General features: G+C 57.5%; 18 protein-coding genes and 2 pseudogenes. 9 read left to right on the top strand and 11 right to left on the bottom strand.

The features are described 5' to 3' along the window. Positions 1-288 precede the first annotated feature (288 nt). The 4 genes from FQ755_RS29965 to FQ755_RS29950 all read right to left on the bottom strand — a co-directional run bounded on the left by FQ755_RS29965 (position 289) and on the right by FQ755_RS29950 (position 4976). Entirely contained in the window at positions 289-1770 is a 1482-nt protein-coding gene (locus FQ755_RS29965) for an aldehyde dehydrogenase (protein WP_144159551.1), read from the bottom strand. A gap of 15 nt (positions 1771-1785) precedes the next feature. Next, positions 1786-2577 carry an amino acid ABC transporter ATP-binding protein gene (locus FQ755_RS29960; RefSeq protein WP_144159548.1) on the bottom strand — a complete coding sequence of 264 codons (792 nt, stop codon included), beginning with the start codon at positions 2575-2577 and terminating at the stop codon, positions 1786-1788. Between the two features lie 2 nt (positions 2578-2579). Next, a complete protein-coding gene (locus tag FQ755_RS29955; RefSeq protein WP_260858924.1) occupies positions 2580-3455 on the bottom strand; it encodes an amino acid ABC transporter permease in 876 nt (291 codons plus the stop codon). Between the two features lie 633 nt (positions 3456-4088). Beyond that, positions 4089-4976 carry a transporter substrate-binding domain-containing protein gene (locus FQ755_RS29950; protein ID WP_144159545.1) on the bottom strand — a complete coding sequence of 296 codons (888 nt, stop codon included), beginning with the start codon at positions 4974-4976 and terminating at the stop codon, positions 4089-4091. Positions 4977-5161: 185 nt separating this feature from the next. On the opposite strand from FQ755_RS29950, the gene FQ755_RS29945 reads away from it, so the two are divergent. The 3 genes from FQ755_RS29945 to FQ755_RS29935 all read left to right on the top strand — a co-directional run bounded on the left by FQ755_RS29945 (position 5162) and on the right by FQ755_RS29935 (position 8388). Further along, positions 5162-6586 (top strand): protoporphyrinogen/coproporphyrinogen oxidase, encoded by a 1425-nt coding sequence (locus tag FQ755_RS29945; protein ID WP_144159542.1) that lies wholly within the window; start codon positions 5162-5164, stop codon positions 6584-6586. A 10-nt stretch (positions 6587-6596) separates the two neighbouring features. Next, positions 6597-7631 carry a Gfo/Idh/MocA family protein gene (locus FQ755_RS29940; protein WP_144159538.1) on the top strand — a complete coding sequence of 345 codons (1035 nt, stop codon included), beginning with the start codon at positions 6597-6599 and terminating at the stop codon, positions 7629-7631. Positions 7632-7740: 109 nt separating this feature from the next. Beyond that, on the top strand, positions 7741-8388 hold the full coding sequence (locus FQ755_RS29935) for a GntR family transcriptional regulator (RefSeq protein ID WP_222105800.1): 648 nt from the start codon (positions 7741-7743) through the stop codon (positions 8386-8388). On the opposite strand, the pseudogene FQ755_RS29930 reads toward FQ755_RS29935, so the two are convergent. Both FQ755_RS29930 and FQ755_RS29925 read right to left on the bottom strand, forming a co-directional pair. Beyond that, positions 8361-8729, bottom strand: a pseudogene (locus FQ755_RS29930) (transposase); the annotation flags it as partial. The gene FQ755_RS29935 and the pseudogene FQ755_RS29930 sit on opposite strands and share 28 nt — an antisense overlap. Before the next feature lie 52 nt (positions 8730-8781). Further along, positions 8782-9360, bottom strand: a pseudogene (locus FQ755_RS29925) (transposase); the annotation flags it as partial. A gap of 368 nt (positions 9361-9728) precedes the next feature. On the opposite strand from FQ755_RS29925, the gene tnpA reads away from it, so the two are divergent. The 4 genes from tnpA to tnpC are packed head-to-tail and all read left to right on the top strand — an operon-like array spanning position 9729 to position 12065. Next, positions 9729-10136: an IS66-like element accessory protein TnpA gene (tnpA, locus tag FQ755_RS29920; RefSeq protein ID WP_144159557.1), complete on the top strand. Its 408-nt coding sequence runs from the start codon at positions 9729-9731 to the stop codon at positions 10134-10136. Between the two features lie 50 nt (positions 10137-10186). Continuing rightward, positions 10187-10294 carry a hypothetical protein gene (locus FQ755_RS38805; RefSeq protein ID WP_409937783.1) on the top strand — a complete coding sequence of 36 codons (108 nt, stop codon included), beginning with the start codon at positions 10187-10189 and terminating at the stop codon, positions 10292-10294. Further along, a complete protein-coding gene (gene tnpB / locus FQ755_RS29915) occupies positions 10246-10476 on the top strand; it encodes an IS66 family insertion sequence element accessory protein TnpB (protein ID WP_409937782.1) in 231 nt (76 codons plus the stop codon). The genes FQ755_RS38805 and tnpB overlap by 49 nt, the downstream gene beginning before the upstream one ends. 29 nt (positions 10477-10505) lie before the next feature. Further along, positions 10506-12065, top strand: a complete 1560-nt coding sequence (gene tnpC, locus FQ755_RS29910; RefSeq protein WP_144159525.1) for an IS66 family transposase — start codon at positions 10506-10508, stop codon at positions 12063-12065. Between the two features lie 1702 nt (positions 12066-13767). On the opposite strand, the gene FQ755_RS29900 is transcribed toward tnpC, so the two are convergent. Next, positions 13768-14514: a glutathione S-transferase family protein gene (locus FQ755_RS29900; RefSeq protein WP_260858923.1), complete on the bottom strand. Its 747-nt coding sequence runs from the start codon at positions 14512-14514 to the stop codon at positions 13768-13770. A gap of 129 nt (positions 14515-14643) precedes the next feature. Here FQ755_RS29900 and FQ755_RS29895 point away from each other — a divergent pair, with 129 nt between their 5' ends. Together FQ755_RS29895 and FQ755_RS29890 are read left to right on the top strand one after the other, a co-directional pair. Further along, positions 14644-15759 (top strand): alkene reductase, encoded by a 1116-nt coding sequence (locus FQ755_RS29895; RefSeq protein ID WP_144159522.1) that lies wholly within the window; start codon positions 14644-14646, stop codon positions 15757-15759. Positions 15760-15994: 235 nt separating this feature from the next. Continuing rightward, positions 15995-16927, top strand: a complete 933-nt coding sequence (locus tag FQ755_RS29890; protein ID WP_144159519.1) for a LysR family transcriptional regulator — start codon at positions 15995-15997, stop codon at positions 16925-16927. Here FQ755_RS29890 and FQ755_RS29885 read toward each other — a convergent pair. The 4 genes from FQ755_RS29885 to FQ755_RS29870 all read right to left on the bottom strand — a co-directional run bounded on the left by FQ755_RS29885 (position 16904) and on the right by FQ755_RS29870 (position 19246). Continuing rightward, complete coding sequence (locus tag FQ755_RS29885) at positions 16904-17620, bottom strand: SDR family oxidoreductase (RefSeq protein WP_144159516.1); 717 nt, start codon at positions 17618-17620, stop codon at positions 16904-16906. The two genes, FQ755_RS29890 and FQ755_RS29885, sit on opposite strands and share 24 nt — an antisense overlap. Before the next feature lie 76 nt (positions 17621-17696). Then, on the bottom strand, positions 17697-18368 hold the full coding sequence (locus FQ755_RS29880) for a peroxiredoxin-like family protein (protein ID WP_144159513.1): 672 nt from the start codon (positions 18366-18368) through the stop codon (positions 17697-17699). Between the two features lie 47 nt (positions 18369-18415). Then, positions 18416-18613, bottom strand: coding sequence for a hypothetical protein (locus FQ755_RS29875; protein WP_222105799.1), 198 nt, complete (start codon positions 18611-18613; stop codon positions 18416-18418). A 66-nt stretch (positions 18614-18679) separates the two neighbouring features. Continuing rightward, a complete protein-coding gene (locus FQ755_RS29870; protein WP_144159510.1) occupies positions 18680-19246 on the bottom strand; it encodes a carboxymuconolactone decarboxylase family protein in 567 nt (188 codons plus the stop codon). Positions 19247-19735: the final 489 nt, after the last annotated feature.

The following is a 19735-nucleotide window of genomic DNA, read 5'->3' as shown; positions in this document are numbered from 1 at the left end:
CCGACATGCCAGGCACCAACGTCTCTCTGATCACCTGCTGCTTGAATTTTCGCGCGTACGTGCGACGGGGATGGGCTGCGCCCCCTGCGTTCGACATGGCTGACTGGCTCCGTTGATCTGAACGCCCTCATCATGCTTTGGAAAAGTCAGCATGGCGAAACGGTCGGGCCGAGCCGCTTACCCTGTAGCGGAAGCGCGGCAGCATAAGGCAGCACGGGGTCAGAATCAGCCAGAAAAAGATCTGACTCCAGCCCCGTGTCCGCGCCTACTTCGCTTCCTGAAACAAGGTCATCGAGTCAGATCGAGCGAGATGTAGATCGTCTTCAGCTGGGTATATTGATCGAACGCTTCAATGCCTTTGTCGTAGCCGCCAAACCCTGAAGTTTTATACCCGCCGAAAGGTGTCGTGATATCGCCTTCTCCGTATCCGTTCACCGCAACCGTCCCTGCCTGAATCCGGCGTGAGACTCGAATCGCTACATCCAGGTTTGTGGTGAATAAGGTCGCCGCAAGACCGTACATCGAGTCATTTGCAAGACGTATTGCATCTTCTTCGGTATCGAAAGAGATGATGGCGACCACCGGCCCGAAAACTTCGTTTTGTGCAAGCGCGCTGGTGGGGCTCACGTTGTCGACTATCGTCGGCTCCACAAACCAGCCACCGGTTTCCTGCATGACCTGATTTCCACCTGCCACCACACGCGCACCGTCTTTCCTTGCTTCATCTATGGCGCTCAGGACACGCTTTAATGCGGACGCCTCGATCAAGGGGCCCAGCCTGGTCTCCGGATTGGTCGGTTCGCCAACTGACCAGGATTTCGCCGCTTTTTTCAGTCGTTCAACAAATTGATCTTTAATGCTGGACTGCACCAGAATTCGCGACCCGCACGTGCAGTTCTGGCCCATGTTCCAGAACGCTGCGCCGGCAAGATTCTCCGCAATCGATTCAAGACGGTCAGCGGAATCAGCCATAACAATCTGCGGACTCTTGCCACCGCACTCAAGAACAACTTTCTTCAGGTTGCTTTCAGCCGCGTAGCGCAGGAAATGACGCCCAACTTCCGTGGAACCGGTAAAAGAAATGATGTCCACATCTGGATGCAAACCCAACGCCTTCCCCGCGACGTGCCCCAACCCCGGCACGACATTGAAAACACCAGCGGGAATTCCGGCGTCGAACGCCAGTTCCGCGATACGAAGCGTAGAAAGCGGGGCCAGTTCTGCCGGCTTCACGACGATAGAATTGCCTGCTGCCAACGCTGGCGCAATCTTCCACGACAACGTTCCTGCTGGAAAATTCCACGGCAGGACAAGGCCAACCACGCCAACCGGCTCGCGAACAACGAGGCCGAGCTTGTCCTGGCCCGTTGGCGAAATCTTCCCAAAAACTTTGTCGATCGACTCTGCATACCAGCGGATATTGTTGACGACATCCGGAATATCGATGTTTTGGCAGTCGGAAATGGGTTTGCCTGCATCGACCGAATCCAGATACGCGATTTCATTCCCGTTGGCTTCAATAAGATCGGAAAACTTGCGTAGTATTTTTTTTCGCTCGCGCGGATCGAGCTTGCTCCAGACGCCGGTCTCGAACGCCTTGCGTGCTGACTTTACCGCCACATCGACATCGTGTTCTGAGCAAGACGAAACAACGTTCAGCAGTTGTCCGCTCGCAGGGTTCAGGTTTTCGAATACCGCATCGTTTTCTGCCTTGACAAACTTTCCGCCGATAAACGCCTGCGTACGGACCGCGTAAGGAATGGACATCATAGAACTCCGTTTTTGCTATAGAACTTTGCTAAGGAATGCTTTTGTTCTGGCGGTTTGAGTGTTGTTAAAGACATCTGAAGGGCTTCCCTGCTCGACTATTACGCCGCCGTCCATAAAGACGACCAGATCGCCTACCTCTCGTGCGAAACCTAGTTCATGGGTCACGACAATCATAGTCATTCCATCGGCCGCGAGGGCTCGCATGACATTAAGAACCTCGCCAACCAATTCAGGATCAAGCGCGCTGGTCGGTTCGTCGAAAAGCATAAGCTTCGGTTTCATCGCGAGGGCGCGCGCAATGGCCACGCGTTGCTGTTGACCGCCGGACAGCGTGTTTGGATAGGCCGAAGCCTTTGCTGTCAGACCAACTTTGGCGAGAAGATTCATCGCCTCGTCCACCGCCTGGGTCCTCGGAATCTTCCTCACGTTTACCGGCGCCTCAATAATGTTTTGCAGCACGGTCATATGCGGGAACAGGTTGAAATTCTGAAAGACCATCCCGACGTCGGCCCGCTTGCGCGCTATCTCGCTCGGCCTCAACTCGTACAACGTTCCTTTATGCTCCCGGTAACCAACCATTTCCCCGGCCACCTGCAAAAGCCCCTTTTCGATCCGCTCGAGATGGTTCATGCACCGAAGAAAGGTGCTTTTTCCCGAGCCGGACGGTCCTAGAATGCACGCAACTTTGCCATACTCAATACGAAGATCGACCCCCTTTAACACCCTGAGAGGACCAAACGATTTCTCCACGCCGCGGGCAACGAGGGCGAAATCCTTCTTGAGATCGTTGGAATTCAGATTCAGCATATTCAAATCCCGGCGTTTGAAATTTTCGTTTGATCGATCGCGATCACTTTAGCTGCAGTCGCTTTGCGATCGCTTTTCCCGAAGTGCCGTTCGAGGAAACTTTGCCCAACGGACAGCACCGTTGTCAGGACGAGATACCAGACCGACGCAACAATGAGGAGCGGGATCGTCTGAAAGTTGGCCGTGTAGATCAACTGTGCCGAATACAGTAACTCCTCAAGGGCGATGACGCTAACCAGCGACGTAGTCTTGAGCATACCGATGAGCTGATTCCCGGTCGGCGGGACAATTACTCGCATGGCCTGTGGCAATACGATTCTCGTCATGACCCTGAAGCCGGAAAGACCCAACGCTTGGGCGGCTTCTCGTTGCCCCGTGGGCACCGCTGCCAGCCCGGAGCGGACAATCTCTGACATGTAGGCCCCCTCGTTCAGACCTAGCCCCAGCAACGCGGCAACGTACACCGTGATGATCCTGTTCGCCTCGACCGACCCGAAAGATGGACCGAAGGGGAAGCCCAGCGTCAGTGTTGGGTAAAGAGCCGAGAGGTTGTACCAGAATATGAGCTGAACCAGCAGCGGAGTGCCCCGAAATAGGAAGACATATCCGGACGCCACAGTCCTCAAAACGGGGTTCTCTGACACCCGCATCAAAGCGAGAACGGTTCCCAGCACAATCCCAATCGCCATGGCGGCAACAGTGAGCCATATCGTGGTCAACAGACCAGAAAGAATCGACTCATTCGTCAGGTACTGACCAACAATCTGCCATTTGAAGCGCGAATTCGTGATCATTGATGTGGCGAGCCCAACCAATGTTACAAGTAAAACTCCCGCCGCAACCCAGCGCCCATGATGTTTAAGCGGAACCACGGTCATCGTGCTCTCGTCTCGAAGCTTCCCGGTCATATGCATTTTCTGCGCCCCCAAACATCATCGTGTAAACTCGCCAGCTCGGTCGATCTAGTAATCGATAACCGGTAGCCTTGCACATAGTGACAGTTATGATTTTTTGCGTCAAGGTTGCCAATAAAGCAGATTGCGGCATCGCTGGAAGGGGATAGCGTGCTAGTGCAAGCAGATGCAGGCGCATGGCGGAACCCGACGGGTGGACACCGGACTCGCCGTTCGAGGAGAGCGGCGACATCAATGCGAGTTGACTGCCGCTTCAGGATGTCCCTAAGACGCGCATAGGGAGTATGTCCGTTGAATTGCGCCTAAAGGATGAGACTCATGATTTTGGCCGCGCGGCCGCCCCCGCGTGGCGATCCGGCGAATGGTCAGTTAAATCGAACGACGGTCCGTGCGCCGATCTGGGTTTCGACCTGATTGTTGTCGAGATGGTGCGTCCCGTCACCGGGATAGCGCGTCAGCGACCCACGGGAGCTCCGCGCGCCCCTGGTTCTGTCAGGAATCTGGACAACTGAAAAGCCTGGACCAACCCGAGCAAAAAAACTCGGGCAGCCGTCGCGAGCTGCACCTCGATCAATAACCCATACGTGGCCGGCGTGGCTAAAAACCGTAATTAGGAGGCGTAGACCCCTGCTGATAGATGATCGCACTCTTCGCTGCACCGTAAGACGTGTCATTCGCCTTCATGATCTCAGTGTAGACGCCGCTTCCAATCAGTTGGTCATATGCTGCTTCCAGCGCCTGTCCCAGCTTTTCAGCGTTCTTGTTACGCGCGATCGCAGTTGCAGTCGGACCGCCTCCAATCTCTCCAGTCGCAACAAGGCCGTCATCCATCCGGATCGACTCCTGAGCACCGCCACGGTTGATCAGCACGCCGTCGACACGCGCACTGTGCATTGCGAGAACAGCATTGCTCACGGATGGGAAACTACTGACGGTGGCGGCATTATTGCTGGCACACTTCGGCGCAGCCGCCTTAAGGCTCTCCAGTTCGGCAGAGCCAGCCATCGCACCTACAGACCTACCGCAGATGTCCCCTAGCGAAGCCAGCCTATATTTCGCACTTTTCAGGGCCAAGAACGAACTGTAGTCCTGCCAATCGGTCACGAAGTCAACAACCTTGAGACGCTCGTTCGTTACGTAGAACTCCCCGAACGAAATGTCAAACTTGTCCGCCTGTAGGCCGGTTAGCGCCGCGGAGAACGGGATCAACGAGATTTCTGGTTTTAGCCCCATCACCTGAGCTACCGCATTGGCGAGGTCCACGTCCATCCCCTTAAGCGCGTTCCCGTCCTTGAACGCCAAGGGCTTGCCAATGTCCGGAACGGCAATCCGGAGCACTCCCGCTCCTCGTATGTCATCAGGGAGCAGAGCTGCAACTTTGTCCGACTTCTGGGCGACTACCTCTGCACTGGCGGTCACAGTCATGAATACGCCAGTGAGTACCGCTGCAATCAAACGCAGTGCGTAACGTCGATGTTGGTACATCGGGAAACTCCTCAGGTCATGTGGTTGTAGGCCAGTGTCGCGAGCCATATTTTGTGGTCAGTTGACAGTAACGACTCACTGGTAATACATTACCGCTTACCAATCAAGTGGACAAGCTTTTTTACTGGTGCAAACGACAAGCCGCTGTTTTCGATTTTCCTTACCTACCATGCAAACAGGACGAGATGGAAACTGCTGACAAGATTGCGACGGACTACGATGTTATCGTCATCGGTGGAGGCCCCGCGGGGATTTCCGCCTCGTGGGAGTTGCGGGACCGGACGATCCTGGTGCTCGAGAAGACGCACCGTCTCGGAGGACGGCTGTATTCAATAAGTCGAGGGGACTACTGGCTCAATCTCGGAGGCCATCTCTTTCCCGCCGCCGGCTCGCATATGCGCAACATCCTGCATTCGATCGGACTGGACATCATCCGGATTCCTGGAAACAAGTTTGCGATCCATTGGGCCGGTAAGGTCTATGCTCCGAAGGCCGTCTCCGCTTTGCCTTTCACTCTTCCCATGACGCTTCGAGAGCGCATCACACTTGCAAAGGTTGGGATGCGAACCATGAAGGCCGTTAAAGGGTGGCAGGAGGCCATGCAACCAGTCTATGGGGAAAACAACCAGCGGCGGCGCGCACGCGTGGCCAGATACCTTGGTCACCTGTCGTTTCGCGACTTTCTTGGTCGTTTGCCTAACCGGCTCGATGCGCTATTTCAATCCGCGAGTCGGCGCGCCGCCGCTGAGATGGAAGATCAGCACGCCGGCGTCGGTGTTTCGCTGTTTGGCGCTGTTTGGGCGGGAAAAGGAGACTCGATGGCGCTCAACCTTAACGGTGGATCAGGTCGCCTTGGAGAAGTGATGATGGATCTCCTTGGCGACCGCGTGCAATACCAGGCGACGGTCCGATCGGTGAGGAAAACGGGGACCGGCGTAACGGTGTCATACGAGGTGGGCGGTGTCGAACGCACGGTAACCGCGGCACAGGTTATCGTCGCCGTGCCGGCTTACCAGGCAGCTGAAATCGTCCAGGACGTGCCCGAGGATGTCCGCGCCGTACTCAAGTCCGTGCAATACGGCCCCTTCCCAACGATGGGCATCATTACGGACGAAGCCGGGCCGATGCCGTACGACGACATCTACGCCATCACGACACCCGATCTGTCCTTCGACATGTTCTTCAATCATGCGAATCCTTTGAGGACCGGTGGGCCACGAAAGCCAGGCGGTAGCTTGATGGTCTATTCCGGTGGAACGCCAGCAAGAGAGCTGCTCAAACGCACGGACGAAGAGATCCGCGACATCTACCTTGCGGACGTACTGAAGATGTATCCGCAGTTGAAGGGGCATATCAAGGAAACAATTGTTCAGCGCTGGATTCCCGGCAATACCTATCGTCCGGCGAACTTCAATTTCGAACCCATGTTGGTATACTGTGAACGTGCGGATGTCGACATCCACTTTGCAGGCGATTACTTTGCTGAGATTGGAAACATGGAAATCGCAACGGGCTCGGCGCATGAAGCGGCAAAGCGGGCTCGGGCGCGCCTCATGGAACGCGACAAGACCGGCATGCGGCGCGATAGCAAACCTCGCCAAGTGGCTTGAGGGGGATTGAATGTCCAGGCGATTGATACGCTTCGGCCTGATCGGCGCAGGAGTCGCGGCGGAAACCCACGCTCGCGAGCTTCGGCGTGTCGAGGGGGCATCCCTGCTTTCGGTCTATGCCCGACGTCCGAGAGCAGCAGAGGAATTCGCTCGCGCCTTCTCAATCCCGCGACACTACTCGGATGTGTCAGAGTTTTTCGCGGAGCCTGACATCGATGCGGTTATCATCGCGTCGCCGAATGGAACACACATGGATTACGCCGTCGCTGCAGCGCAGGCCGGCAAGCATGTGGTGGTTGAAAAGCCTCTGGAAATCAACGAAGAGCGAGCTCAATCCATCGTTGACGCATGCAACAATGCCGGGACGGGCCTGTTCGTCATTTATCAACGACGTCATGCAGGGGCTGCCCACCGGGCGATTGATGACCTTAGGGCCGGCAAGCTCGGACGTGTCATCCTCGCAAACATCGTCGACAACCAGTTCCGCCCTCCTCACTACTATGGTGATGCGGCGTGGCGAGGTACTGGAAAATTTGAGGGTGGTGGCTGCGTGATCACGCAGTCGACGCACATGATCGATCTGGCCCAGTTCATCCTGGGTCCGATTACTTCTGTATCCGCGCACACGAGAACTGCGTTTCACGACATCGACACGGAAGATGTTGCCGTCGCTATTTTCCAGTTCGCGAGCGGGGCGTTCGGCACATTCTCTTCGTCCACCGCCGCATATCCAGGCCAGCGACACCTGCTGTCGATATCAGGTACCGAGGGTTCCATCATCATAAACGGCGAGTACGACCAGATTGTCTTTCGTCGCTCAAAACATGATGATTACCGTATTGACGCGCCTGCGGGATTCAGCTTTGGAGACACTGACAACCCGCGAGAATACCCCACTGACGGCCAGCGGTTGCAACTCGAAAAGATAGTATCGGCCTTACTCGGGAACGAGGCACCCATCAGCGACAAAGCCGAGATGTCCTCGGTACGGGTGGTCGATGCAATATACCGTTCGGCAGCCTCGGGACGGTTGATCGTCCTCTGAAAGAAAAATAGAAACTTGACTTTCAGGCCACGAGCAACGGTCCGCGATGGTACGGAGGTGATTCAAAGTGTATGATATGTCACCGCTAGTATTTTACTCCGAGGGCTCGGTGGAGATTACCCTACATCAGACAAACCTGCGCGATCAGGCATTGGCCGTTCTTAAGATGCGCCTGATTTCTGGAGACCTGGCTCCGGGAGTGATCTACTCGGCTGCCGCTTTGGCAACTGAGTTAGGCGTCTCGAACAGCCCCGTGCGTGAAGCGATGCTGACCCTTGTCAATGACGGTCTGATGGAGACGGTCAAGAATCGGGGGTTTCGCGTCATTCCGCTCAGCGATGAAGAGCGACGCAATATTTACGATCTGCGAAAACTGATAGAAATCCCATCGATGGCCAAACTCGCGACAATGTCCGATGAGATCATCGCGCACAAGGAAAAGTTTGCGGCGATTGCTGCAGGTATGGTCAAGAGCGCAAAGAGTGGCGACATTGTCGGTTATCTGGATGCCGACCGAAACTTCCATATTGGACTGCTGTCGCTTCTCAAAAACGAAAGACTCGTCGCCATCGTTGAAAACCTTCGCGACCAAACGAGACAATATGGCCTGAAGGCTCTTTCGAAGCGCGGGGAGCTGACCAAGTCGGCGGAAGAACATCTACCCATTCTTGACGCGATATTGGCCGGCGACAAGAGGCTTACGACCAGGTTGATGACAGACCATCTCAGTCATCTCGTCGGCGACTGGGCAGGTTGAACGTTCATGTCCGCGTCGATCGACAGATGCATCTTGCGCCACGGCGTGCGCGCGGCCTTCTGACCGTACTTTTCCTCGTACCACTGGCTCGCCCGCCCAAAGCTCAATCCCGTACTGTCGACGACGAGACTGATCTTCTCGCCGCGCGCGAGACGTCGGGCCAATTGCTCGCAACGCTGCGTAACGCTCACCTCTAATGAAGCAAACCGTTCGCCCAGCTGACTGGCGCTTGGCACCGGGATATCCAGCCCGCGCGTCGCCCAGTAGTCCTCCATATAGCCGGTGATCTGCCGCATCCCCCAGCCAAACAGCCGGTAGAAGGTAAAGATCAGCTCGATGTACGCCGTGGTGTACGGAAATTTTCAAGCTAGTTGTCGCCTCGACGCATAAAATTCAGGCTGCTTTTAGATCCTCGTGAAAAGGTGGTGGAACGGTGCTGGTTTTGTCGGCGCGATCTGGATTGAGATGGACGACATGAACGCGCTGCCAGTTGCGTATTTGGCCTTCCCAACGCAGCGGATTATTCTGTCGGGCGCTCTCATAGAGCGCTGCACGACGATCCAGGATGCCTTGGTCAAGATTGTTGTGCCGCTGAGCGGGCGTGACGAAGCGAATCGCGCTGTGGCGATGCTCATGGTTGTACCAGCGCGCCAGCTCGGTGACCCAATTTCGCGCGGCGCATAGCGTGTCAAACGGCTTGAGCGGATAGGCCGGACGGTATCTCAGCGTTTTGAACAGCGATTCTGAATACGGGTTGTCGTTGCTAACACTCGGGCGACTCAATGATGGCATGACACCCAAGGCCTGCAAGGTAGCCAACATCGTGGCGCCTTTCATCGGGCCGCCGTTGTCGGAATGCAGAATGACTTGATTGGGCTGTATCGCTTCGCGCGCGCAGAGATCCTTGAGGACCTCGCTCGCCTGGGCGGCGCTCTCCTCGGCATAGACCTGCCAGCCGACGATCATGCGGCTGACCGGACAAGTTCATTGTCGCCGTCCAGTCATTACGGAGGCGGACCGTTCAGCGACGACGATTCTGCTTCCGAATGAGTATTGACGGGAACCGGTTATTTGCCGGGGTGACACCGTACTTATGTAGTAATTGCGCGATCACCGCCAGACGTACCGTCCGGTGCGTCTGGCTGATCAATGCACATTTTTTTTTGGATCTCTGGCCCCTTGAGCGTCTCTGATTGTTAAGACAGTATGACTTTTATATGGACGCCTCCCTTTTTGCGAAGGTTTTTCGTGTGCATGACTTGATGAGTAAGGGCCTCGCATAGACCGTCATAGACGGTGACGCGGAGCGACATCAAAGTGGTGTCCATCATTCCAATTTGATGGGCATCACTTTGTCACAGTCCGAAGAGAAGAAGGCGGGCAGCCGAAAGGGGCGCCCAAACTACGACCCCGTGCTTCGGGAGCGCCTCGCCGCGGCCGCCTGCGAGCCAGGGGTGTCAGTTGCAAAGCTGGCGCGAGAGCACGGCATCAATGCGAACATGCTGTTCGCATGGCGACGGCGATATCGAGCCCGGCAGCAGACTGGGTCTGCGGCGCTCATTCCGGTTGTTGTGCTGAATGAAGCGCCGGCGGTCGTTGCGCCGACATTGCCGGCGGAGCCGGAGGGTGTAAAACCGGTAGCTCCTGCCGGTAAGATCGAGATTCATATCGGCCGTTCCGTGGTCAGAGTCGACGGCGTGGTCGATGCCGATACGTTGCGAACCGTGTTGGGGAGCCTACGATCGTGATCAGCCTTCCGGCGGGCACACGCATCTGGCTGGCGGCGGGCGTCACCGATATGCGATGCGGGTTTCAGGGGCTATGTGCGAAGGTGCACACGACGTTGAGGAGAACCCGCTGGGCGGCAACGTTTTTATTTTCCGAGGGCGCCGCGGCGACCTGGTAAAGATTCTTTGGGCAACAGAGGACGGACTCTGGCTGCTCGCCAGGCGGCTCGAACGCGGTCGTTTCGTCTGGCCGCAGGCCGACAGTGGCAAGGTCCATCTGAGCTACGCACAGCTGTCGATGCTCCTTGAGGACATCGATTGGAGACAGCCCCGTCGCACCGACGCGTTGTCGATGTTGTAAACCGCGCGGCATACTCGTAAACTGCGCCTATGTCGAACGGCGCCGATCTCCCGCCTGATGATGTCGATGCACTCAAAGCCATGTTGCTTGAGGCACGCGCGTCGATCTCGCAAATGCAACAGGACATGGCTGAGCGCGATCTGGAAATCGAGAAGCTCAAGGCGCCGATCGATAAGTACAAGCGTATGCAATTCGGCAGTAAGTCCGAGAAGCTGGGCCGAGTCATTGAAGAGCTTGAGACTCGCCTGGAGGATCTGAGCGCAAGCCGAGGCGCCGCCGAGATGCTCGCGGCTCGGGCTCAACCTCAGAATAGCGATAAAAGCAGCTCGACGCCGCGCGAGCATGCTTCGCGTGAACCCTTCCCTGACCACTTGCAGCGCGAAGAGAACGTTCTCAAGCCCGATCTCGCGTGCCCCAGGTGTGGCGCCGAGATGCAGCCGCTGGGCGAAGATGTCTCCGAGCAACTCGGGCGCATCATGGCCACCTTCAAAGTCATCCGTACGATTCGTCGCAAGAAGATCTGTACATGCTGTCGTTGCATCGTACAGCCTGGCGCGCCGAGCCAACCTATTCAACGCGGCATTGCCCATCCGAGTCTGTTGGCCGACATGCTGGTTGGCAAGTACGGCGACCACTTGCCGCTTTACCGGCAATCGGCCATCGCGGCGCGCGAGAATGTCACGCTCGACACCGCGAGCATGGGCCGGTGGGTAGGCATGTGCGAGGCATTGCTTGATCCGCTGGTCCAGGCGCTGCGACGCTATACGATGAGTAGCGCCAAGCTGCATGCAGACGACACGCCGATCCCTGTGCTCGCACCGGGGCATAAAAAAACGAGGACTGCACGGCTTTGGGTCTATGTGCGCGATGACAGCCGATCCGGGTCGTTGGAGCCACCCGCTGCGTGGTTCGGATACTCGCCAAATAGACGAGGAGAACACCCCGAGCAACATCTGCGTAACTTCAAAGGCATTCTTCAGGCTGATGCTTACGCCGGATATCACGCGACGCTAGAAGGCGGGCATGTTCGCGAGGCGGCATGTCATGCTCACGCGAGACGCAAATTCTACGAAATCCACGAGCGAACACCGTCGGAAACGACCACCGAAGCGCTCAAGCGAATCGGCGAACTCTATGCCATCGAAGCAGGCATTCGCGGCAAGCCTCCCGAAGAACGCTTACGTGTGCGCCAGGAGAAAGCACAACCTTTGCTCGACATCCATGAAGCCTGGCTTCGAGCAAAGCTCCAAACCTTGTCGCGCAAATCGGAAACGGCCAAGGCAATCAACTACTCCTTGAATCAGTGGGACGCGCTGAAGCTGTATTGCAGCGATGGGACCGTGGAAATAGACAACAACGTAGCTGAAAATGCGTTGCGCTGTGTCGCCCTCGGTCGCCGCAATTTCCTCTTCGCTGGGTCGGACAGCGGGGGTGATCGCGCGGCGGCAATGTATTCGCTCATTGCGACCTGCAAACTGAACGACATCGAACCGCGCGCTTATCTGTGTCATGTTCTCAGCCGCATTGCAGATCACCCTATTAATCGCGTCGACGAATTGCTGCCATGGAACGTCGCTGCAAAGCGGTGAGCCTTCTTGCCAAGCCCAAAGCTCATCGATTGAACCGGGGCCCGGACAGGATGAGGTACTGAAGCGACATCATCCCTCGCGCCTGCACACAAATCTACAACGGCCCTCGTGAGGCCCTTACAGTGAAGCGGCTTTGCGGGTAAATTTAGAATCCGGAGCGGTAAACTCTCCGATGGTGACAGGTGTGCTCATGGCATCCTCCGCGGATGTTAAATTGACAGGTCTCCAAGATTAGGCAATTTCGCCGCGTCAAAAATGACTGTTTTTGCATGATTTTTGCCAAAATAAAAGCTGAACTCACAGATGAAGCATCGATGAAAAAACGGACGAAACACTCCACCCCGCTTGCAGGGGCGACGCGAAAGCGAATCGTGATTCTGGGTGCCACCGGTCGATGGGCTCGACGTGATCGGCCCCGCGGAAGTCTTCAACATTGCGAATCAACTGCGTGAAGATGAAGCTGCTCCCTAGTTACTCGAACTCGTTTGCTCGGGCGACGACGTACACCTGGAGAGCGAAACCGGCATTGGACTGAAAGGGCACAGGACGCTTGAACAGGAGCAACGTGAAAAGAAGCCGATTGACACGTTGATCGTGGTTACCTTGACCAAAACTTGACCAAAGTAGGCAGAAATCGCCCTCAAAAGGGCTAAAAGCTCAGTGGGTTAGTGGAAGGCTACCACTGCAAGTCATTGATTTAACGGAACTTACCTTTCTACCTATTGGTGACGGATGGGTCTTTTAATCCGTTGGTCACAGGTTCGAATCCCGTACGGCCTACCAAAAGAATCAAAGGGTTGCAGGCCTTGCGCCTGCAGCCCTTTATCCGTTTACGAGATCGTGTAGGCACCATGTAGGCATTTTGGATCCGCATGAATCCATGTCGATCCATATGCGGCGAGCGCCCAAATTCGAGAGCAGCAGCGTCCCCATGTCGTCTCGCTAGATATCTACGCCCCCAAAGGCGCGAGAGTGCAAGAAGCCCCCTATAGGCTTCGCCGCGTATGCCGAGTCGCCCGTTCCACACGTTGGGCAGAAGTCGGCCAGGAAGCGACATTCGCATCCATGTTGTCAATCTCCTTTGAGCGTCTCTTTTCGCCCACAAGAGCGGTCGCTGACATCTGCGATCCCTGCTGAGTCATTTCCAGTTCAAGCCCTGTTTGTGGACCGCATTCCTTCATGCAACGAAGCGCGGGTGGTTTCGGTGTCGTCGCTTGGTCATCGCTTGTCTCCTGTGGATTTCGACGATCCTACGACAATTGGATCACGTATGGGCAGTCCAAAACCACCAACGTCCTGTTTGCCGTCGGCGTGGACCATCCTGAGGCGGAGGGCGCTTGCGCATTCAGTCTGCATCCCGGCTCGCTCTTCACGCCGCTCTCACGTCATCTGGATATCGACGACTATTGCCGTGTGGGGCCGCCGACGCAGACGGCAACCTGCTATCGACTGAACAGGCGGGTTTCAAGAGCCTCGGACAGGGCGACGCCACACTCGTATGGTGCGCCACCAGTCATCAGCTCGACGGCATAGGCGGAGGCTATTGCGAGGACTCCGATATCGCGCCTCTGGCCGTATCCGAAAGCGAAAAGACCGGCGAGCGCCGCCGAGCGGTCGACCCGAAGTTGGCCCGTCGGTTATGGACAGCAAGCGAGCAGTTGACCGGCGTAGATTTCCCGCCGGTCACTGTGCTTGATGGACATCAACCGTTCTCTTTCGCAAGCAGTTCGAGTTTCCCGATTGCCTTCGTCACTGCCTGACGTGCAAGCATCGCGTCGTACCAGCGTTGAACATGTGGCGTCTCGTCCAGCGTCAGGTTCGGGAAGGTACGCCGCCATATCCATCCGAAGTGCGCGATATCCGCGATGGAATATTCGTCGCCCGCAACGAACGGTTGCCCGGAAAGAATCGCGTCGAGCAGTTTCAGTTGACGGTTCGCTTCGCCCGAGAAGCGCTCAATGGCGTGCGGCATCACTTCCGGTGCAAATTTAAGGAAGTAACCGGCTTGTCCGAAGGCCGGGCTCAGCCCCGACGCATGGACGAACAGTTGTTCAAACGTGCGAGCCCGGCGCACGGGGTCTTGCGAGAGGAGCTTGCCGTGCTTCTCAGCGAGATAAACAAGGATGGCCGCTGACTCGGTCAGCGTGAAATCGCGGTCGTCGGTGGTCAGCACGGGCACCTTCCCGTTTGCATTTAACGCGAGAAATGCATCGTTCTTCTGTTCGCCCTTTCGAACGTTGACCGCATGCAGCGTGTAGCCGATGCCGAGCTCTTCAAGTGCAATCGGCACCTTGACGGAATTGGGTGTGGCAAAAGCATGAACGTGGTACACGGCGTGTGGTCCTTTAAGAGAGATATCGGTTCGGCGTGAGACGAACTTTCCGTGGCTTTCGACATCCGGTGAAGTCCGGCCAGAGTGATAAGCGCTATTCCCGCAAGGAATGACCAACGACGCTTGACGCCTCGCCCTTCTCAGTATTCCGCGCAGGAATGACAGTTATCGCCCGGTGCTGTCTTCTGCACATTCGCGCTTGCCCGGAAGATCTAGAGGTCTTCTCCCTTTTTTCAGGTATGCGCAATGAACCCACTCTTTACCGAGACTCAAGTCGGCCCCTATCCGGTCAGTCACCGCGTCGTCATGGCACCGCTCACACGGATGCGCACCGACGCCGACAACGTTCCCGGCGATTTGATGGTCGATTACTATGCGCAGCGCGCTTCGTCGGGCGGTTTGCTGATTTCCGATGCAACCTCCGTGTCTCCGCTCGGCTTCGCCTATGTGGGCGCACCGGGCATCTACACCGAAGCACATACACACGGCTGGAGACGCGTCACAGGCGCTGTCCACGCGAAAGGTGGACGCATCTTCCTGCAACTGTGGCATGCGGGACGACAGGCGCATCCCGCCAACATCATTGGAGAAGTGCCGGTCGCGCCTTCTGCCATCCGCGCCTATGAACACTCGGCAATCCACAACGAAAGCGGCCTGGTTGTCGAAGTTGAACAGGTCGTCCCGCGCGCGCTCGCACTTGACGAGATTCCCGGCTTAATCGAGGAATTCCGATACGCTGCTGCGCTTGCGAAACGGGCTGGTTTCGATGGTGTCGAACTGCATGCCGCGAATGGCTATTTGCCCGACCAGTTTCTGCAGGACGGCTCGAATCACCGTACGGATGCGTACGGCGGCTCGCTAGAGAACCGCGCACGCTTTCTGTTCGAGGTGCTTGATGCAATCGCTTCGGTGTGGGATGCAAGCCAGATCGCGGTTCGTCTATCGCCGGGAAGCTCGTACGGCACGATGTCCGATAGCGATCCGCATGCCACGTTCGGCTATGTCGCGCGTCGACTGGACGGCTATGGGCTGGCTTATCTGCACGTGGTTGAGCCGCGTGTGCGCGGTAACGATGACATTGACGCGGCCGCGTCGGCGGTTTCGGCAAAAGACTTGCGGCAGGTGTTCAAAGGCACCCTGATCGCAGCGGGCGGCTTCACTGCGGACAGTGCGCATCGCATCATCGAAGCAGGCGACGCCGATCTCGTCGCGTTTGGTCGTCTGTTCATCTCCAATCCGGATTTGCCCGAGCGACTGCGCGTCGGGGCACCTCTGAACCGTTACGACCGCTCGACCTTCTACGGCGGCGATGCACGCGGTTACACCGATTATTCCTTCCATAGTGCGGCACCGGTTATTTGAATCGGACTGCACCTATACCAAACGGCGCAACCGCAGGATCGCCTGCGGTTGCGCCGTTTGGTTTTTGCCGTTTGGCTTGTGCTGATTGTTTCCGCGGATCGTGCTTGCAATGGGAATTGCAATGACCGCTCGACGCGAGCGATTACACGGTCGGTATTCCGACGCGCTAGACTTCCGGCTGAACACATCTCAGCTACGACACGGACTTCACGGTCATTCAAGGAGAAGCAGCGGCATGGACCGGATGGCAGCAATGGAAACGTACGTCAGCGTTGTGGAGGCGGGCTCGTTCTCGGCAGCCGCCAAGCGGCTCAAACTCGGGCAACCGGCCGTCTCGAAGTCGATCGCGCAACTCGAGGAGCGACTCGGCGTGCGGCTCCTGTTGCGCTCGACACGCGGCCTGACGCCGACCGATGCGGGTCAGCGCTTCTACGAACACGCGAGGCGCGCAATCGAAGAAGTGGACCTTGCAGAGCACGTCGCCCGCGACGCGTCGACCGGCCTATCCGGCGTGTTGCGCATCAGCGCCGCCGTGACCTTCGCGCGACTGCATATCCTCCCTGCGCTCAAGACGTTTCTGGACCGGCACCCGAACCTGCAGATCGATATCGTGCTTGACGATCGCACCATCGACCTGCTCGAAAAAGGCGTGGACGTTGCCCTGCGCATGGGATCGCTCGACGATTCGACGATGACAGCACGCCGCATTGCGCAAAGTCGCCGGCTCGTTGTCGGCACGCCTGCCTACCTGGCCGACGCGGGCGTGCCGAAGACGCCGGCGGACCTCAGTCAGCATCAGGTGGTGGTGTACTCGTTGCGAGGCGGCGGTGAATCGTGGGCATTCAGCCAGCACGGCAAGGAAGTGGCGGTAGTGGTGTCCGGGCGTGTCAGCGTCAGCGCCGCCGAAGGGATGCGTACAACGGTGCTCGGTGGCATGGGCCTTGCGGTTGCATCGGAATGGATGTTTTCGCCGGAACTCGCCGATGGCGCGGTTCAAGCGGTACTGACCGACTGGGAATTGCCCTCGATCGACCTGTGGGCCGTCTTCCCGGCCGGACGCCTGGTGAGTGCGAAGGCGCGAGCGTTCGTCGCCTTCGTCGAAGAGATACTCGGTGCCGCTGCCAGCGGCACCGGTAGCGCGCCCTCAGAAAGCGAGCTTGCCGATTGATGCGCCGCCGTCGACGTAAAGCGTCTGACCGGTCATGAAAGCGGCCGCGTCGGATAGCAGAAACTCGATCGTCCCGGCGATTTCATGGGGCTGGCCGAAGCGGCCCATCGGCACTGCGGACAGATAGCGCTTCTCGCCCTCGCTGCCCGGCGGATTGTTCGCGCGAAACAGCAGGGTCTCTGTGGGCCCCGGCGCGACGGCGTTCACCGTAATGCCTGTGCCGGCCAGTTCCAGCGCCCACGAACGCGCAAAACTCACCAGCGCTGCTTTGGCTGCTGCATAGGCCGTGCGCCGCGTCATGCCGAGAATCGTCAGGCTCGAAATGTTGACGACGCGTCCCCAGCCGCGTTCGCACATTCCGGGAAGCAGTGCCTGCACAGTCTGCACCGCAGGATGAAGATTCAGCGCGAGAACGTCGTCGAGATCGTTGAGCGCGACTTCACCCAGACGCTGCGGTCTGACTAGCGCGACATTGTTCACCACGCCATCGAATGCGTGACGTCGCACGAGATCATCGAGCACTACGGCGGTTGCGGCACGGTCGGCCAGATCGACGCGGACCAGTTCGCCCGGAAAATCGCTTGCTTCGCGGGCGAGACCGACGACATGGTGGCCGTCGGCAATCAGCCGCTCTGTCAGCGCGAGGCCAATGCCTTTGGTCGCGCCTGTTACGAGAAATGTACGTTGTGTCATCGAACGTCCTCTACGAATTGGAAAAAGTTGAAGCGCCGCATCGGGCTTGCCGGCGCGGCGTGGTCGGCGGTGAAGCTCAGGCCTTGGCCGTCGCCTTTTCCAGAACCGGGAACATGTCCGACGGGTCAGGACGATGCGTGTAATCCGGGTTGACCTCCGAATACAGCACGATCCCATCCTGTCCGATGACGTAGCGCGCGGGCATCGGCAAAGTCCAGCTCGGGTCGTTGTTGAACGCCGGCAGATCGTTCTTCAGGTTCTTGTACAGATCTACCAGATAGTCGGGCAATGCGAAACGCAATCCGAAGTCGGTACCCGTCTGACCGTTCACGTCGCTCAGCACCGGAAAACCGAGTTCATTGGTGCGCACGGACTTTCGGCTATTGACCGGCGTTTGCGGCGAGATCGCCACGACGTTCGCGCCGTATGCCTGAATCTGCGGCAGCACTTCGTTGATCGCCTGCAATTCGATATTGCAGTACGGGCACCATACGCCGCGATAGAACGTCACGACCAGCGGGCCCTTCACCAGCAACGCCGCGGACGATACGTCGTTGCCATCCTGATCTTTCAGGTTGAAATGCGGCGCGCGGTCGCCGGCCTTGATCGCGCGGGCCGCCTGCCCGCTCGCAATCAGTTCTGCCGTGGCGCGTTCCATCACCGGATGAATCTCCGCTGGTGCATTGAACGGCGGTTTGCCTGCCTTGAAGTCGGCCCGGAATGCGTCGAGTTTGTCTTGCAGTGACATGAGTGTTCTCCGTCGAGAGGAATAGGGGAATTGATGTATCAGTGGAGTCAGGCCGCGTTTTGCGCTGCGGCCATATCCGGGTCTTCGCCGATCTGATGGAACATGTCGGTGAACTGTTCATGCGTATGGCCATTAAATACGAGCTTCGCACCATCGGTATGGAAGCGGACCTCGAGCACACCGTCCGGCGTACGGGTCAGTTTGGCGTTGGGATATGCATCCTTATAGCGGTCGAACGTGGACATTTCGGTTCCTCGATAAGCTTCGATAGGCGGTTGGACGAGAGCCGCGAGGCGGCTCCCCGAGACGGCTTAGGCAGCAACAGCGACCGGTTTGGTCCACTCATTACCAGCCATGAAGCCGTCGAGTTCGGTGTGGACGATATGGTTGGTGTAGTTGCTCATCACCTTGATTGCCACGCCCAGAATCACTTCGAGGACGTTCTGACGGGTGTAGCCAGCGGCGAGAAACGCGTCGACATCGGCGTCCGGGACGAAGCCACGCTCACGCACTACGAGCGTCGTGAATCGATGCAACGCTTCGAGCTTTGCATCGGGCAGCGGCGTGCCGGCGCGCAGTGCGGCGATCACGCCTGCGTCCATCTTGATCATCTTCGCCAGCGTGCTGTGACCGGCCATGCAGTAATGGCAGTTGTTCTCGAAGTTCGAGGTCAGGTAGACCACCTGCTGTTCGTGGGGTGTCAGCGTGCTCTTCGAGAACAGGTCCCATAGCGCAGAGTAACCGGCCAGCAGCGCGGGCGATTCCGCCATATGCGCCTGCAAGTTGGGGACGAAGCCAAAGGCGCGTTTCGTGTCTTCGAGGCTAGCCTTCGAGGCGGCCGGTGCGTTATCGATCGTGTAGGTTTGGAAGTTGCTCATCGTTTTGCTCCTATTGGTTGACGGTGATCAAATGATGAAGGTCAGCGCCTTTTCGAAGAAGGCAGGCGCCGTCGATAACAGTCATTCCTGGCAGGCATAAAGCGGGGGCACTGATGTAGACGGAACGGGGGACGTTGAAGGTTCTCGTACCGAGATGGATTGCCTGGAGCGTGGTCGACTGCTTTCGATCGGTCAACTTTATGGACGAGACCGACCGTTCCGATCTCGAAAGCGGCCGCACAACTCGCGGGCACCCAGTGGCGGCTCAGGGTCGAACTCAGCCAATGACTCTCTCCTTCCTTCGGTCTATTCCGGGCCGAATCAAAAAAAACTGAACCACATATCACGGCTCAGAGCGCAGCAGCAGCCTGCCCACTCCGCCCGCGCAATGCCGTGCTGGCGAATCCTCCCCGGGAGCCGTGATGCCTACCTATCCTTCCCCTTTTGAATATCTGCTCGCATTCGGCCTGGTCTTCATGACCGGCGTGC

It is taken from the genome of Paraburkholderia sp. BCC1885, from assembly GCF_900996235.1.
Classification (GTDB): Bacteria; Pseudomonadota; Gammaproteobacteria; order Burkholderiales; family Burkholderiaceae; genus Paraburkholderia.
The sequence above is the reverse complement of the archived record's forward strand: the minus strand, read 5'-3'. Positions and strand labels throughout refer to the sequence as shown.